Source organism: Kutzneria chonburiensis (assembly GCF_028622115.1).
GTDB classification, from domain to species: domain Bacteria; phylum Actinomycetota; class Actinomycetes; order Mycobacteriales; family Pseudonocardiaceae; genus Kutzneria; species Kutzneria chonburiensis.
In genome coordinates this window covers 9,181,213-9,198,629 of the sequence record NZ_CP097263.1, presented here as the reverse complement: position 1 = coordinate 9,198,629, position 17,417 = coordinate 9,181,213, and the positions used below count along the sequence as shown (strand labels likewise).

At 64.9% G+C, this 17,417-nt stretch carries 8 protein-coding genes; 3 read left to right on the top strand and 5 right to left on the bottom strand.

From position 1 onward, the window contains the following. Window positions 1-1,031 precede the first annotated feature (1,031 nt). Entirely contained in the window at window positions 1,032-1,190 is a 159-nt protein-coding gene (locus M3Q35_RS42705) for a helix-turn-helix domain-containing protein (RefSeq protein ID WP_273944690.1), read from the bottom strand. Between the two features lie 68 nt (window positions 1,191-1,258). Beyond that, on the bottom strand, window positions 1,259-1,525 hold the full coding sequence (locus M3Q35_RS42700) for a site-specific DNA-methyltransferase (RefSeq protein WP_337960527.1): 267 nt from the start codon (window positions 1,523-1,525) through the stop codon (window positions 1,259-1,261). A 313-nt stretch (window positions 1,526-1,838) separates the two neighbouring features. Here M3Q35_RS42700 and M3Q35_RS42695 point away from each other — a divergent pair, with 313 nt between their 5' ends. Continuing rightward, window positions 1,839-2,333, top strand: coding sequence for a prepilin peptidase (locus tag M3Q35_RS42695; RefSeq protein ID WP_273938286.1), 495 nt, complete (start codon window positions 1,839-1,841; stop codon window positions 2,331-2,333). A gap of 12 nt (window positions 2,334-2,345) precedes the next feature. Here M3Q35_RS42695 and M3Q35_RS42690 read toward each other — a convergent pair whose 3' ends face one another. After that, window positions 2,346-2,558, bottom strand: coding sequence for a hypothetical protein (locus M3Q35_RS42690; RefSeq protein WP_273938285.1), 213 nt, complete (start codon window positions 2,556-2,558; stop codon window positions 2,346-2,348). A gap of 327 nt (window positions 2,559-2,885) precedes the next feature. Here M3Q35_RS42690 and M3Q35_RS42685 point away from each other — a divergent pair, with 327 nt between their 5' ends. Further along, on the top strand, window positions 2,886-3,350 hold the full coding sequence (locus M3Q35_RS42685; RefSeq protein WP_273938284.1) for a transposase: 465 nt from the start codon (window positions 2,886-2,888) through the stop codon (window positions 3,348-3,350). 106 nt (window positions 3,351-3,456) lie between these two features. Here the strand turns inward: M3Q35_RS42685 and M3Q35_RS42680 are convergent, their stop codons facing one another. Both M3Q35_RS42680 and M3Q35_RS42675 read right to left on the bottom strand, forming a co-directional pair. Then, window positions 3,457-3,783 (bottom strand): hypothetical protein, encoded by a 327-nt coding sequence (locus M3Q35_RS42680; protein ID WP_273938283.1) that lies wholly within the window; start codon window positions 3,781-3,783, stop codon window positions 3,457-3,459. 40 nt (window positions 3,784-3,823) lie between these two features. After that, window positions 3,824-10,675 carry an RHS repeat-associated core domain-containing protein gene (locus M3Q35_RS42675; RefSeq protein WP_273938282.1) on the bottom strand — a complete coding sequence of 2,284 codons (6,852 nt, stop codon included), beginning with the start codon at window positions 10,673-10,675 and terminating at the stop codon, window positions 3,824-3,826. A gap of 502 nt (window positions 10,676-11,177) precedes the next feature. On the opposite strand from M3Q35_RS42675, the gene M3Q35_RS42670 reads away from it, so the two are divergent. Further along, entirely contained in the window at window positions 11,178-17,210 is a 6,033-nt protein-coding gene (locus M3Q35_RS42670; protein ID WP_273938281.1) for a LamG-like jellyroll fold domain-containing protein, read from the top strand. The last annotated feature ends 207 nt before the right edge of the window (window positions 17,211-17,417 follow it).

Here is a 17,417-nt window from a genome sequence, read left to right as displayed (position 1 = left end):
GCCCGTCTCGCGCCATCGCTCCACGCGGGCGTCGGTCCAGACCAACGGCTTGGGCGGATTGGCCGGCGGCAACTCGACGTACTTCGCCGGGTTGAACGTGATCAACCCCGTCTTGATCAGGTCATTGAGGGCCTTCCGCAGCGTCGTCAGGATGCGGTACATCGACGTCACGCCAACCGGCCGCCGATACCGCGCCTTGAGGCGCATCTCCGGGTCCTTACTCGCCCGCAGCTCTGCGATGCGCGAGTTGAACTCCTCGATCAGGTCGAACATGTCGGAGATGTCCGCGATCGTGAGTTCCTCGACGAGGATCGGTCCGAGGTGCGGTTCCAGGTAGAGCCTGATGTGCGACTCGTAGCTGCGGTAGGTGTTCTTCGCCAGGCTCTTCCTGGTAGGCAGCCACTCGATGAGATAGCGGGCGCAGGTGAGCCGTTCCGTAGCCGGTCGGCCGCACGCCAGCCTCCGGCGAACGACGTCGACGTCGGGCAGGGCTTCTTTTCGGCTGATCGCCTCTCGATCAGGTCACCGATCTCGACGCGCTTCTTCTCGTTCTCGCCGCCGAGCGCGATCAGCGTGCGGGCGTGGTCAAGCGCCGCTCGGGCATCGGTCTCGGTAGCGAAACCGCCACGACGCCGCGGCCGCCGGTTGCCGTCGGCGTCGGGTGGCAGTTCGATGCGGAAGAACCATCCGCCATGGCTGCGGTGCTTCAACTGCGGGCAGGACGCGCCGAGGCTCTTCTTGGTTTCGGGGTCTCGGCAGGAGCAGCGCCTGTAGGTCGAACCTGCTCCCACGGCGGTGCTGCCGGCCCCGATTGTCGCCTTCGCGCGGGAGGTCATGGGCACCAGCCTCGCGCCGGTGGAAACCCACCGATTCGGAGGACGCGCTTGGTCATTGCCCTCGCACCGCCTTCGATCGTGTCGTCATAGGTGCCATGCTCGCGCCGATGGCACTGCTCGGGCCAGCACGAGACAGGCCGGATTCGGCCCGAGCGCAACGGTTTCACCGATCCGGCTGACACGAGAATTACTCGCCTATGTGCAGGCGGGGTGCAGTCCCAACACGGCCAGTAGGTCCGCGGTTGGCACTCGGTAGACGGCGCCAACCCGCATCACTCGACAGGGGAACGCACCGTCTCGGGCTAGCGCGTAGGCGGTCGTCCGCCCCAGCCCCAACGCACGAGCGGCGGTCACGAGATCCACGACCGTCGGCAACGCGAGAGCCTCACGGATGGTCAGCGGCGCGAACTCCACCACCGCGTTCACGACCGCCTCGGCTTGGCCAGTTCTGCGACGGCCAGATCGTGGAAGCGCGGGTTGAGGTCGATGCCGATGTAGGACCGGCCGAGCTGCCGCGCGGCCAACCCGGTGGTGGCGGTGCCGCTGAACGGGTCCAGCACCATCCCGCCCGGCCGACAACCGGCCCGGATCGCCCGGAGCGGGATCTCCATCGGCCCGACGGCCACATGCCCACCCCGATAAGGGCGAGCAGAAATGCACCACACGTCACCGCGATGAACGGGGTCCAAGGCATCCCGTTGAAGTAGTGGTGCGGTGCTCGAGCAAGCAGAAAGACGGTTTCATATCGGCAAGTCAGCCGATCCCGGACCGAAGGGGCCAAGTACGGTCGCCGGGGATGTACTTCACCTGGATTGGTGCGCATCCGCATGGTCAACTTGTGGTAGGGCGGTCAAGGAATGCCGCAACTGGTGTTCGCGCTCGGATGAGCCGCGATGGGAGCATGCGCTGGTCTGATCCCGCACGTCGTCGTGCGGCGTCGTGAGCCTGAACTCTGTCATCATCGGTGGCACCTGATCACCTGGACGGACTGCGACGGCCGGCATGTTCGCGCTGCTGGCGTGGAAGTTCTCCACCGACCTCGCGGTCCTAGCGCCGAGCTGGCTTGCAGCGGCCGGGCTTCCGTTGACGGTGCTGGATCTCCGCCAGCGGCGGCTGCCGAACTGGCTTGTGCTGCCGGCCTATCCAGTAGTCATCGGCTTTGTCGCCGTCGACGCGGCAGTGAGTTGCGAGCCCTGGTCCCTCGTCCGCAGTATCGCCGGCATGGCCATCTTCGCGATCTTCGTGGGCGTGTTGTACTGGATCTTCGGCAATCGGCAGGGCGTTGGCGGCGGCGATATCAAGCTTGCGGGAGTAGTTGGTGCCGTCCTTGGACAATCGGGTTGGGGCCCGTTCTCGACCGGGATGGTGGCGAGCTGGTTTCTCGCCGCGATCGTGCTGCTGCCCCTTCGTGTCCTTCATGCAGCCGACGAGAAGACCGACATGGCCTTCGACCCGTTCCTTCTCGCCGGAGCTGGTGTCACTTTGCTGATCCCGTAAGGGCTCAGCCCGTCATACAACGCCGTCACCAAGGCGGCCCGAGTGCAGACCGCCACAGACGCTCCTTCCAACATCAGGCATCAATTCCACGTGATAATCCTCGCCGCCCCTCGCGGCACGGCGCTGCACCGCCTTCAACCGCTGAAACCGAGCCACTTCCTTGGTGTAGCAGTAGTTGCGATCCTCGCCAACCACGAACTGCCGGCCCTCCGCGAGCACGAACAAGCCGCGCAGATCAGCGCTCTCGTTGCGAGGCTCGGTCGCCTAAGGTGGTGCAACCACCGTCCGCGACCTGCTCGGCCATCTGCCTGACGAACTGAGAACGCTCCCAGCGAAATCGAGCTGGACCCCAAACTCTAGACGACATGCTTCCTGGCATCGCTCGCCAATGTCGCCCCCGCGGCCGGCGAAGGCACCGACAATTCAGAGACCCGGCATACCTATTGGCGGCAATACCCCCTCGACGCAGTCCCCGCCTCGCGCGACTCCTTCTCCTGGCTCGACCATATACGGCCGCCACTCAACCGCGATTGAGCCTCGCGACAAAAGGTGATGCCTTGGCGTGACCGGACCGCCGCGCAGGTGGCTATCGCCGAGATCGGCCTGGACATGACTCGGTCCCCGACCCCGGGCCACCTGTGTTCGTGGGCCAAGTTCGCGCCGGGGGTGTCGGAGTCGGCCGGCCGGAACAAAGGCTCTGGCGCCACCGGGCACGGCAACCCGTATCTGGCCCGGGTCCTGGGCGAGGCCGCCGTGGCCGCCGGCAGGACCAACACCTTCCTGGGCGAGCGCTACCGTCGGATCGCCCGCCGCAGCGGCGCGAAGAAGGCCATCGTCGCGGTCGGCCCCTCCATCCTGGTGATCATGTGGCATCTGTTGTCCGACCCCGACGCCCGTTACCGGGACCTCGGCGCGGACTACTTCGTCCGGCACACCAACACCCAACGCAAGATCCGTAACCACGTCAGTCAGCTGACCGCCCTGGGCTATCGGGTCACCCTCGAACCCGCGGCCTGACCCAATGCCCAGAACGCGCCCGGCACCGTACGCGGCGCCGGACGCTTGACCTGCCCACTTAAGTCGATTTTCGGATCAGCACCCCTAGCTAATCGCGCTCACGAAACTAGTCAGAGTAGCGACGAAAGAACTCCCGCTCGGGCCAATCGTCGTCAAATGACTCAACAAGGCGTTCATACAGTCGCCGCTTTCCTACATTCTCCTCTTTTTCAAAGTAACGCCGAGCGCGATCACACACTTCTGACCATCGTAGGCCGTACATGCAATACTGCAGAATCTCCAAACTCCAGGGGTTAATTTCTGAAATTAGTACAAAAAATCGCTCGGAAACTTTCAATCTACAGTCGCTCGCGGCTTTAATCTGATCAACCAAGTCCTCCAGTAGCGGCTCAACCTGATCTACACCATCAGCAAGCTCCTGAACCTTGAGCAAGAAGTCGATCTTGTCCAGGATAACTTCACACCCACTACTGTCAGCAGGCCGGGGGGCGGGGGAATACATGCTCGACATACTTTCCTGTTGCATCAAGCCCGGCCTCGTTAAAGGCCTCGACGGCTGCGGATTCCGCATTAGACCCGTAGGGTTTGTAGTGGCCAGAGAGGTTATTTACCTCCGTTATTCTACCACTCTTCACCCGAACCTCACCGGCGGCTCGAACATCAGCACCCTTAGTGAGGGCAATGTGACCATCACCCTTTCCGATTAGCAGTGTGCCATCGGTTAGAACCACGTACTGCCAGTTTCCAGTGCGCCGCGCGAGCAGGCCAGGATCCGCAAGCCTGGTCCAACCAGTAGTGTCTTCCGGGTACAAATTTGAGAATATCTCCGGATCGGACTCGCCATCATTATGAACCAGCACTGCTGTGGTCCCAGCAAGTACATAGTACGTATGCAGGTCGTCAACCGTTAGGTCGTACGTCCGGATACTGGAGATGAACCTCCATACAGACAGCACGGTGGCGCCGCCGGCGGCGTCAAGACCATCGCCAGGCTTGAGATCAGAGGCATTGGTCCAGCTATGGTTGGTGCCGTCCCAGAAAAGGTGGTGAGCGGTAACCGTGATGGTCTTCGGTCCATCCGCGGTTGCGACGGAAAGGCTCGTGAAATCTGTGTCGGTATCGGTGACATGAACTCCTGTGACCGTATGATTCTGGACCGCCGCGCTGTTCGGAGTGGCGTTGGCGATTTTGTCGCCGACCTTAACGTTCTGGATCGGCTTCGATGACCCGTCGGCCATCAACACCTGCGTGTCGGCGGCAAAGCTGTTCGCGCAAGCGGCCTTGAACAGGTTGCCAAGGGCCTTTAAGGCGGGCCTTGCCGCGCTACCTAGCTTTGATGCCACTGCGGAGGCGAGTTTGTTGACAAGCGGTGCGAGCACCGGGGCGACGGCGTCGGCGACGACGCCACCTGCTACCGCTGTGGCTGCGCCCATGATCGGGTTGTCGCCCGTGACGTTGCTGCTCACCGCGCCGCCCGCGGCGAGGCATAGCGGCGTGGCGACACCGGCGGTGGCGAACTCGCAGATGCCGGTTGTCAGGATTCCGCCGACGATGGCACAGGCGGTGCTGTGGCACTCAGCCGGATGCCAGCCCGGGATCGGGTCCAGCATCTTGAGCTTGCCCTCGTCGCCCAGGGCGTTGAATAGGCTCCACTGGCGCGGGCTGACCGGTGGGTTCTTGGTCAGGTCAATCTGTGGGTGGCCGTCATCTCCGATCTTGCCGACGAAGTATCCGTTCGGCGTGTCCCAGCCCTTGCCGTCGTTGCATCCGTCGCACCACAAGCCGCTCGGGTCGCTGCCGGTGACGGGGTTGTTTCCGGCGTAGTCGTAGCCGTTTAGCTGATTCGGGTCGTTGGCTCCGAGGACGGGGTCGACTGACAGGAAACGGCCGACGGCGGGGTTGTATTCACGGGCGCCAAGGTTTTCCAGCTGGGTGGCGGGGTCTTGAGTGCCGCCGACGTAGCCGAGGCTGCCGGGCCATGAGACCGATGCAACGCCGCGGACGGAGCCGAACGGCATGAACTGCCGTCGGGTGACCTGGTAGGTACCGGAGTTGATGAGGAGCTGGTCGGTGCCCTGCCGGTCAGGAACGAGGAACTGCGGGTTGCCGCTGCTGACATTGCTGGTGCGCATCGCGATGGTGGTGCCACCGATCGCGTAGTACCGAGAGCCAGTCGCGGTGTGCGTCGTGGTGTCAAGGGTGAGTTCTTGGTTGCCGTAGAAGAACGTCACCTTGCCGGGATCGTGGCGGACGATGAGGTTGCCGTCGGCGTCGTAGACGTAGGCGCTGCCGCCGGTGGCGGTGGTGTCGTTGGCAAGTTTGCCTTGGTTGTTCCAGGTCAGGGATTGGTCGCCGATCGGGCCGCCGCTGATCTGGGTGGTGTTGCCGGCAGTGTCGTAGTGATAGGTCGCGGTGTTGGCGGCGGCGTTGGGGCCGGTGGCGGTGGTGTTGGACAGGGTGTGGGGCTGGTCGGTAGCCGAGCTCTGTGTCGGGTAGTTGTAGGTGGTTGTGGTGTCTTTGGTCTGGTCGCCGGTGGTGTTGTGGTCGACTTGGGTGGCACGGTTGCCGGCGGCGTCGTAGGTCCAGGACTGCCAGTACGGGTTGGGGCCGCCCACGGTGGCGGAGTTGCCCGGAACGGGGTTTACCGAGCAGTTGTCGGTGGCGGTCCAGGCGCCGGCGAGCCGGGTGGCGTAGTCGTAGGCGAAGCACTGGGTGTCGGTGGTAGCGGAGTTCTGCACGTCCTGTGTGGACGTGAGGAGTCCGGCACCCTTTGACACTCCTGCGCCGCTGTAGGTGTAGGTGAGGTGGTCGACCGTTGGCGCGAAGGGCACCGTTGCGGTGACGTCGGTCAGCGCGTGGGTCTGGGGGTCGTAGTCGTCCGTGACCATGACGTCGCCGGTGGCGCCGGTGAGGGTGTAGGCCTTGGGTTCGCCGTAGTTGGAGTACCCAAGAGCCTTGACGAGCAGCCACGTTGCCCCGTTGCCGGGGCTGCCGTTCGTGACATTGGCTTTGAGGTAGTTCGGCTCGCCGAAGTCGTCGTAGTCGGTCTGCACGTCCTCACTGGGCAGACCGTCGACCGCCGGGTAGTTCACGTCGGTCGGGAACCCATTGGAGTTGAAGCTGTATCCGGTGGTCAGACCGCCGGTGGCCGGCACGAGCCCTGTAGGCTCCCCGGTGAGCGTCGTCGTGATGGCCCCGGGTGTGCCGAACTGGTTGTAGACCCGGATGGTCTGGGTGTAGACGTCGCCGCCGGAGTAGGACGTCGTACTGTCCGGGTACCCCTTCTTGGCGGCGTCGTAGGTCCAGCCAGCGATCTGGTTGGCGGTCGACGTCGTCTTGGTGCTGGTGGTGTCGAAGGTGCCGATCTTGCGACTGTCGCGGTCGTAGGCGAAGGTGATCTGCTTGCCGCGCGAGTCGGTCTGGGTGGCCAACCGGCCACCGTTGTCATAGGTGCTGACGCTGGTGCCGGCGTCCGGGTCGGTCGCGGACGTCTGCTGACCCCGCACGTTGTATTGGTAGGACCAGCTGTTGCCGGCGGCGTCGACGATCGTGTGCTGTTTGCCGTTCGGGTAGTACGTGTAGTGGGTGGCGCTGTAGTCGGCCGGCGGATCGGCCGGGTTCGGCGACACTCCGCTGTGATAGGTGAACAGGTCGGTGGTGTGCCCGCGGGCGTCCACGATCGTCGTGGTGGCCGGAGCGCCGGCGGGCGGGATCGTGGTGGTGGAGTTGCCGTCGTAGACGTAGGTGGTCTGCCAGGTCTGGCTACCGTTCGCGTTGGCGATGGCCTGTGTCTTGCGGCCGACACCGTCGTAGACGAAGCCCGTCGCCGACGGCACAACGTCGGGGGCGGCACGCACGTAGCTGGTCGACACCGGGCTGGCGTTGAAGTACGGGGCGGTGCTGACTGACACCAAGCCGGTGTTGTTGTACTCGGTGTCGGTGACCAGGCGCCCGTTCGGGGTCTCGGTCTGTGTTTCCCTCGCTCGGAGCATCCCGTCGTACAGGGTCTCGCTGAGCTTGTACCCGTTGCGGAACTTCAACGAGTAGGTGTCCACGACGGACGGACCCGTGTTGGACACGGCGTAGGTGTACTTCAGGGCGGCATCGGCCATGCCGGGCTTGAAGACGGTGGTCAGGCGGCCGAGCGCGTCGTACTGCAGCCGCGTCTTGTAGCCGGCCGTGTCGGTCTTGACCAGTGGCAGGCTCCGCAGCGGATCGAACGTCACGCCGGTCGTCAGGCCCATGGCATCAATGGTCGACAGACTGGTCGGTGTCGCCCCGGTGGTGGGCGTGTATGCGGTGGTCGCCTCGTTGCCGTTGCCGTCGACGGACTTGATCGGCCGGCCGTACTGATCGGTTGCGGTGGTCGACAGCGTCACCGGCGTGTCGGCGACACCGTTGGTGTAAGACGCGATCTGTTGCGACATCGACACATCGCCAACACTCGGCGGGGTGGTGATCGACTGAGCCCCGTCGTAGAACGTGAGCATGTCTGACACCGCGTCGTCAGGGAGCGTCGCCGTGGCGGCGCAGTTCACCGAGACGGTGCTGACCTCCGAGGGCTTGTCGAGGATCGACAAGCCGGGGTTGTCGTCGTACGCCGTGGTGGTGCACAGATCGTCGGCCGTCGTCGACACATCGCCCTGGTCGTTGACCTTCGTGACCCGGCCGTAGTTGTCGTGCGTGTTGTCCGTCTCGGTCTCCCGAACGCTGCCATCGGTCATCGGCGTGAACACCTTCGTGTCCGCCGTGCCTGTGAGAAACGCTTGCTGCGACGGCAGCCCGGTCAGTGCGTGCGTCGCAAGAGCGTCACTGGTCCATGGATCATTGATGGTGTCGCTGACGATGTCATTGCCGTTGTACGTCACTGTCTCGTACGTGACCCCTTGGTACTGCTCGGCGTCCGCCTTTGGAGTCGCTGTACGCACAGCCGAGACGCCGGCCGGCTTTGGCGGCGTTTCTCCCGCTATGCCACGGTAGTAGGTGGATGCCGTCTTCGTCTGTGGGCTGGTTCCCTTGGTGACGACCATGCCCTGGTAGCCGCGCCACTGGTCGTACGTGCGGCGATCGTTCGGCGTGAGCGGACTGTTGTTGCGTGTCCACGCCGGTGTACCCATGGGCGTGTACGTGGTCCGGATGGCGTTCTGGCCGCTGGTATTGTCCAGCGGGTCGTCCTCGGTCACAGCGGTGACGATGAACTTGTTGAACCAGTCCATGGTGGGCGTGCCCTGGCTGGGCGAAGCCAGCCAGTACGCCGGGTAGCACAGCGACGTGTTGGCGTCCGGACTCGCCGGCACGCTCGATGCGCAACCCGGAGTTGAGTACCCCACCGTGATGACCTCACCAGTCTCGGTGGTCACCGTTGTGAGGCGCTGGCGGGTGATCGGCGAGTTGGTGTTGAGGTTGACCCGGTTAGCCAGCGGAGTGCCGGTGAAGGTCACCGGCGGCAGGGTGATCGGAGTCGTTGAGCCGCCGGCCGTCGTGTCCTGACCGGTGTGGGTGATGGAGGACAACCACACGGCAGGCTTCGTGGAGTCACCGGTGGCCGGGAAGTCGTGCCCGAGCGACCAGGTGTCGGTCTTGGTCTCGGTCGTGCCTACGAGGACATCGGTCTCGATGCTCTGCAACGTGTAGTTGGACCAGAACGCCGGTCCCTTCACGTCGCAGCTCGTGCCGGCGGCGCAGTTGAGGTCGTAGGGCACGTCCGGCCAGTTGTCGGCCGTCGCCGAGGTGAGGTCCTTGCTCGGGTCGCAGGTGAATCCCTTGCAGCGGCCGGTCGAGGTGAACATGACCTGCGCGGCCGGCAACGTGGTGTAGACCTGGCCGTCGCGCTGACCGTATTGGATCTTGGTCAGGTAACCGCCGCGGATGTAGCTGCTGTTGGCCTGGTCAGCCAGGTCCGCGGCGTAGTTGTTGGACTCGGTGTTGTAGAAGAAGGAGACGACGTCGTTGTGGGTGTCCTTGACGTAGTCGAGGTTCCACCGGTACGCCTGCATGCAGTGCGACGCTGAGAAGTTCGCGTTGTAACAGGGTTGGCCGCTGGTCGTGGCGTACACGGGCTCGGTCCACACCGAGTTGGTCGCCGTGCTTTTCGGGTCGTCCGGGGTGACACCGGGCAGATGGTTGAGGCCGAACACGTACTGGGTGCCGTCGGCGGTGGTGACCGTGAAGTACTCGCCGCCCTGCGCGCCGTTGCTCGCGCCGGCCTTGTACTCGACCTTTTCGTTCGGGTCGTTCTGCGCCTTGTAGACGCCGGTGGCGTCGTCCTTGATCAAAGTGGCGGAGCTGCCGTTGAGCGACAGGGACAGGACGTTGTTGTCCGACCAGCAGTTGTCCCCGGTCTTGGTCGCGCCGGCAGGGTTCTGGTAGCAACTCTGGTATGAGCGCTCGATGTAGCCCGGCGAGTACTCCCAACCGTCGCCGATCCACGAGGCCTGGTTGTTCGACGAGGACGTCCGACCGTCCACGGACTGGGAGTTGTAGCTCAGCCCGATCTTCGGCGTGAGGTTGCCGGGCACGCTGGGCACCGGGATGGGGTAGGACCAGGTGAAGGCATCGGCCGAGCCGCCTGCCTGCCACGCCCCGGACGCCTTCAGCGAGGTCGCGCCGTAGTCGCCGCCACTGCCGGATGGTGACGCGTCCGCGGCCAGCACAACCTGAGCCGTCTTGGCGGACCGCACGTTTGACGGCAGGCTGACATCGCCGCCTACCGTGCTGGCCTTGACATCATTTGTCGAGGAGACCGGAGTCTCCCTACGGCATTCCGCCTTGGACGGCGTAATCAGCGCGCATGCCGGCAGCTGCACGAGTCGGAGTCTGGAGGACCAGTCCCCGCCGTAGGCGTCGCGGAAGGCACCGTAGTCGACGTTGACGTGCACCTTGCTCGGCGTGGCGCCGGAATCCGTGCGCTGCACCGAGAAGACGACGCCGTGCACGCCAGCCGCATCCGCCGTCTGCCTGCTGCCGACTTCGACCTTGGCCGCCGGCGCCGCGTCGCCGGCATCGGCCTTCGCCAGGCGCACGGGCAGGGAACCGGCGCGAACAGCAGCCATTGACGTCCCGCTCAACGTGACATCGGCGCTACCTGACGGCCAACTGGGTGCGGTCGGCTGCCACTCCGGCATCCGCGGCGGCGCCGCGTAGTGGCCGGCCACCTCGTGCACGGGGATGGACTTGTCGTTCGGGTGAAACGGCGCCGGATCGCCGCTGCTCGCAACGGCCGGACTGGCGATGGCCGGCACGAGCGCGACGCTCACGACCACCGCCACGGCAGCCGTGGCGACTCGACCATGGAATTTGCGCAGAGCGAACTTCAACGAAGCCACAGCGCCCTCCCCCTTGCACCCTGGCCAAACAAAAAGCTCAAACAACCCAGCAAGCTAGCAGCCGAAGTCACGCCGCGGAAGTACAAGTTCCCAGCATTTCTGCACACTCACTGTCCGTATTGCTTGATCGAGCGCCATTGGTGCAATCGGGTTGTTTTCTTAATCAGATATATAGGATAATTAACACATAACAGACAATCTGGACGCTCTTGACCTGCATCATCGTCCACAGCTAACGCCGGCATTACGTGATGCAGATCACATTGCGGTCGTGTCCCGTTTTCGCTTGCAATTTCGATGCCGTGTGTCACAACGCGGTGTTGAGCGGATTTGCACAACGAATTAAGGGGGCGTCGTGCACGGGAACAGCCCTGCGCGTCGTAAGGCGATTCGGACGAGAACAGTGGTCTGTTTGGCCGTAGCCGTCATGACCGTGGCTGGTCTTGCGATGCCAGTGACCGCGGTGGCCGCCGCCGGGCCATTGGTCCCGCAACCGGGACCTGTGCCGAAGTCTCCGGCGGGTCCAGCAGGGCTGCAGCCCATCAAGGACGGCTATGGCGCCACGGCCGCCGAGAACGCCGCGCTGACGGCGGCCGCGGCACAGGCTCGCACCGGTGGCCAAGCGATCACCGTGGACAGCTTGACCAGCGAGACGCAGCAGGTCGTCGCGCAGCCCAAGGGCGGCTTCGAACTCACCGCCAACCCGCAGCCCGTACGCACCAAACAGAACGACGTCTGGGTGCCCATCGACACCACGCTCCATCGAGGGGCGAGCGGTCGATTCACCCCCGTGGCAACCGCTTACGGCACCGTCACCCTGTCCCCGGGCGGCGAAGGGCCGTTGGTGACAACGACCTCTGGACATACAACGTACTCGCTGTCCTGGCCGACACCGCTGCCGGCACCGACGGTCAACGGCACCACCGCCACGTACGCCAACGTATTGCCCGATGTCGACCTGGTCGCGTCGGCCACGACCACCGGCGGCTTCTCCGAGGTGCTGGTCGTCAAGAACGCCCAGGCGGCGGCGAATCCCGCGCTGGCCAGCCTCAAACTCCCGACCACCGTCGCCAATGGCCATGCCGAAGCCGGACCGCACGGCGGCGTCACGGTCATCGGCTCGGATGGCGGCAACACCCTCACCGCAGGCACGCCGTTCATGTGGGACTCGACCACCACGGTGACCCCACCGCAGGGCAAGAACGCGCCGCGGACGCCGGCAGGAATACAGGTGCACCCCGATGCCTCCGATGCCGCGCACGCCGGACTCGCCGCGCGCAGCGCGCCGATCCAGGCCCGGCCCGGAGACTCGGACCTGACGCTCGTCCCGGACAAGCGCCTACTCGCCGACAAGTCCACGGTGTTCCCGGTCTACATCGACCCGTCGTTCAGCTGGCACAACCCGACCGACAACATGTCCACTCCGGCTTATGACGAGGTGAAGCAAGGGGCGCCCTGCACCAACACGTCGTACTACAACACGCTGCGGGGCGATATCGGACTCGGTGTCGGCGTCAACGGCTGGGATTCCTGCTTCGGCACGATGCGGACGTACTACCAGTGGCAACTGCCGTCGGTCATCTGGGGCGCGCACATCGGCAACGTCGGCAACCAGCACGGCGCCAGCGTCCTCGCGACCAAGGTCTATTCGGCTTCCTGTAACAGTTCCACGTACAACCTGCACGTGGCCGGTAGCATCGGCTCGGGTACCGCGTGGAGCAACCAGCCGGGCTACGGCGGCTCGCTCGACCAGCAGACGGTTGGCCCCATCGGCTGGTGTGGCGGGCCCGGCTCGATTCCGTTCGGATTCAACGTCACCGGGGCGATCGCCCAGTCCGCAGCCGCGCACGCCGGCCAGATCACGTTCGCCATCGCCGAAGATGACGCCGAGCGAACTCGAAGCACCGCAGGCTTCTCGCGACTGAGCATCAGTCCGACCCTGCAGATCTACTTCAACCGCGCGCCCAACACACCCGGCGCGAACCAGATGTCGGCGTTTTCCGGCTCGGACAACGCCGGCTGCGCCACGACCACGCCGTATCCCTACATGGGCAAGACGATCGTCACCAACACGCCAGTGTTGTCCGCGAACATCACCGACCCCGATGGCGACCACTTGCAGGCCACCTTCAAGTACTGGGTGGATGGCAGCTCCAACGCGAACACCGGAACCAGCGAGGACAATCTCGCCTCCGGCGCGGTCGCCGGCATGCACCTTCCGGCGTCGTTCACCACGTCATTGTCCAATGGGCAGGTCGTGGACTGGCAGGCGCAGGTCACCGACGGCCAGGACACGAGCGGCTGGTCTCCAGTCTGTCATTTCATCGCCGAACCCACTGCGCCCTCAGCTCCTTCGATCACGTCCACCGATGGCCTCTATCCAAGCGGGGGCAAGGTTGGCGCGCTCACCGGCTCGCCCGGCCGGTTCACGGTCGCCTCGACCGGTGGCAACGTGTCCAAACTGGTCGACGGGCTCGATCAGGCGCCACCGACCAGCAACCCGCCTGCGAGCAGCACCTTGTCCTTCAACGGTGGCGCGGACATTGCACCTGCCGGGCGGTGGCAATTGTCGGACGGCAGTGGACAGTCCGCAGCCAATGCGGCCGGGGGCGCCCCCGCCACGCTGGCCGGCGGTGCCACGTGGACCACTGACCCGACACGTGGCAAGGTCGTGACCTTCAACGGGACCAACGGTTACGCGTCCACTGCCGCGCCGGTGGTCAAGACCGATGGCAGCTTCACCGTGTCGGCCTGGGTGAACCTGGCCGCCAACGATACCGGCGGCTCGGTGCTCGGTCAGGACAGTGTGTACGCCAGCGGCTTCCTCCTTGAGCACATCATGTCCGACAACAAGTGGTCGTTCTCCCGACTGGGCACGGACTCCGCCGCCGGCCCGACCATCCGAGCAGAGTCGACCGGCCCGGCTCAACCCGGTGTATGGACGCATCTAGCCGCCGTCTATGACAACGCCACCGCCAAAATGACCCTGTATGTCAACGGACAGGCCCAGGGCACCGGCACCGACAACACGCCCTACGCCGCTGATGGCGTGTTCAGTATCGGCAGGGCACAGTGGAACTCCGTTCAGGGCGGTTTCCTCAGCGGTTCGATCAGTGACGTCCAGGCTTACCAGGCGGCCCTCAGCGCCACCGACATCGCCCAGGTCTACGCCGGCAAAACCGTGGCGCCGGCCGGCCTGTGGCGCACCATCGACGGCAACGGGACCACACTGTCCGATTCGAGTGTCGGGAACCATCCGGCCACCCTCAACGGGAGCACCGCATGGACTGCGGCCACTGACGACACCCCGGCGGTGACGTTCAACAACGGCAACAGCTACGCCGCAACCAACGGGCCAATCCTCAACACACAGAACAGCTTCACCGTGTCAGCGTGGGCAAAACTCAAAGACCTCAACGCCTTCTCCGCAGTCGCCAGCCAGCGGGCCACGCACACATCAGGATTCCAGATCCGCTACTCGCCTGATGTCAAGGCGTGGATCTTCGGCATGCCCACAGTGGACGGCAGCGGTGACAACTATCAGTGGACCTATGTAGACAACAGCGTCCAGCAGGCCGGCCTGTGGACTCAGGTAACCGGCGTCTACGATGCCGCGGCCAAACAGATCAGTCTCTACGTCAACGGCAAGCCGGTCTCGCAAAAGACCGTGACGACCGTGATCCCGGCGGCCGGGCCGTTCTTGATCGGCGGCACCTTCTTCGGTGACGCCATGACTGCCTCCTTCAACGGATCGATTTCCTATGTGCAGGCATACCAGACTGCTCTGAGCTCATCCGAGATCGCAGAGACCTACAGCTCCGCCACCCAGGCCGTCACCCCGAAGTACCCCGGGCCACACACGCTGTACGGCTACGCCGCTGACCCGGCCGGCAACGTGTCCGGCTACCAGAGCTACTCCTTCGTCGCCGGCAAGAACCCGAACACGCAATGCGCGTCACTTGCCGCCTGCTTCAACAACACCGCGAGCATGCCGGACAGCGGCCTGCGGCCGGTCGGCACCGCCGATGGCCTGGCCTCGTTCTCCTCCGACGACCTCAAGGCCGTCGGCTGGAACCCCGGCGGCAAGCTGACCGTGAACGGGGCGACATTCACCCTGCCGCAGTTCGGCACCGGCGCACCCGACAACGTCCTCGCCGCCAACCAGACCATCGCCTACAACGCCCAGGTGTCAGCCACCGGCACGAGCGCGCTGGAATTCCTCGTCACCGCGACGCACGCCTCCCAGTCCTCGACACCAGGCGACGTCAACCACAACGACACGACTCCGTTCGTTCCCGCCGGCACCGCGATCGCCAGCAGCTACTGCTTCGATTCCACCGACCCGGCGGCCTGGTGCGCGCCGACCGGCACCATCAACTATCACGACGGCACCCAGCAGACCTACTCCTTGACCGCGCCCGACTGGGTGTTCGGTCCTGCGTCACTGGCGGCGGTCACACTTCCGCACCGCGACTACCTCGACGGCAGTCAGGACACCAAGCAACCGAAGATCTTCCCGTTCTCGGTTCCAGTCCAGCCGGGCAAGCAGATCGACTCCGTCACGCTGCCCGACGTCAGCACCACCGCGGACGGCACCCAGGCGCTGCACATCTTCGGCATGTCCACCCGCAACACCACCACCGACAACGCCCCGGCCGGCAAGACCTGGACCGGCGCCTGGTCCGCCCCGACCGAAGGCGTGTTCAACTACGGCTCGACCTTCTCCAACGTCACCTTCCGCGACGCGGTCAAGCCCTCGTTGTCGGGCAACACCGTGCGCGTCAAGTTCGACAACGCGCTGGGCATCACCAAACTCCAGGTCGACCACGCCACCGTGGCACTCGACTCCGGCAACGGCTCACCATCGCCGGTGCCGGCCGCCGCGCCCAAGCCGTTGACCTTCGGCGGCTCGGCCAGCGTGACTCTCCCCGAGGGCGGCATGGCCTACTCCGATCCGATTGATCTGGCGGTGCCGGCCGGCCGATATCTACTGGTGTCCTTCCAGGTCAGCAACTCGGTGCCGTTCATCGTCACGCATACCGACACCAACGACAGCGGCTATCAGTACGTGACCCTCAACGGCACCGGCGACCAGACCGCCGACACCACCGGCACTCCGTTCACACAGAACGGGCCCGGCGGCCGCTCCACCAACGTGGTCACCGGCGTCGACGTGGCCACCATCGGCACCCCAACCCAGCTCATCCTCGGCGACGGCTACATCGACCAGGCCCAAACCGGTAGGCAGCCCTCCGCGTCCACAAACCTCGCCGGCCAGCTCACCGCGGTCGAGTCCACAACCCAGGCCGCCTACGGCACCCTGGAAGCCGGCATCGAATCCAACCAGATCATGGCCGACTACCCCGAAGCCAACGGCAGCGGCCCCGCGCTGCTGTCCCGGATCGATCGTGACGTCCTCGACCAGCCCGGTATCAACACCGTAGTGCTCAACCAGGGTCTGGAGGACATCCTCTTCGGACATACCGCGACCGGTCTGGAAGATGAGGGCCTCAACCCGCTGATCAGATATCTGTTGCGCAACAACATCAACGTGGTGGCCATGGGCTTGACCCCCTGTGACGGATATGCCGGCGATGGCGGCAACCCCAACGACGCCTGCACCGCCGCCGTCGACGGGGAACGGGTAAAGACGAACACCTTCCTGTCCGGCCAGATCGGCGGCTACGGGCCCTGGTCAACCCCGGCCTACATCCCGATCGACTCCGACGCCGCGATCGGCGTGCCCGACACCGCCAACGGCGAGACCAAGCTCGACCCCAACGCCGACGGCGGCGACCACGTCAACCTCACCGACGCCGGCTTCGGCGCACTCACCTCCGCCTACCTCGGTGCCCGTGACACGTGGCTACTCAACGACGGCGCCGCGACCAGCGACCCCACCATCGGCGCTGACAGCGCCAACACCGCCACCAACCTCAGCCTGATCAACAACAAGAAGGCCGGCACCAACCCCGCCACCCTCACCGGCGCTGCCGCCTGGGCAGCCGACAACACCTTCAGCGAAGTACTCAACCTCGACGGCACTACCAGCGCCGCCGCCACCGCCGGCCAGGTCCTCACCACCACCGGCAGCTTCACCGTCTCCGCCTGGGCAAAACTCTCGGCCACCAGCCACGCCGCCGACATCGTCAGCCAGGACGGCACCCAGCAGTCCGGCTTCGAACTCCAGTACGACACGAGTTCCAACCGGTGGTCGCTCACGATGCCGACCACCGATGGGTCGTTGGTCCGTGCTACCTCCAACACAGCACCGACCACCGGTTCCTGGGCCCACCTCGTCGGCGTGTACAACGCGTCAACTCACGCAATGTCGTTGTACGTCAATGGACAACAGCAAACCAGCCAGCCCACCAACACCAACCCCGTCGGCACCACGGGAGCACTGGCCATCGGTCGGGGACAGACCAGTGGCATCGCCGCCAACTACTTCCCCGGCAGCCTCAGCACCACCCAGGTCTGGGACTACGCCCTAACCCCGATCCAGATTTCCGCTCTGTACAAACGAATCGGCTGATACGCGTAGAGGTCTCCCTGGCGTCAACTTCGCCAGGGAGACACCACCCAATCCACAACTCAACCGGCGCGGACAGGGCAACGCCATCGCAGGTAAGCCGGCTGAGTACGCCAAGGCGAACTCGGTCGGCGCTGTACACCGGCCGCGAACAGTCCGCGTCGCGTCACCGCATCATCGGCGAGGAACGCGGCCACGCGAGCAGTCGGC

What these genes read in the sequence shown, in the direction of transcription:
- M3Q35_RS42695 (WP_273938286.1), top strand. Translation starts at nt 1,839, where the DNA reads ATGTTCGCGCTGCTGGCGTGGAAGTTCTCCACCGACCTCGCGGTCCTA.
- M3Q35_RS42685 (WP_273938284.1), top strand. Translation starts at nt 2,886, where the DNA reads ATGCCTTGGCGTGACCGGACCGCCGCGCAGGTGGCTATCGCCGAGATC.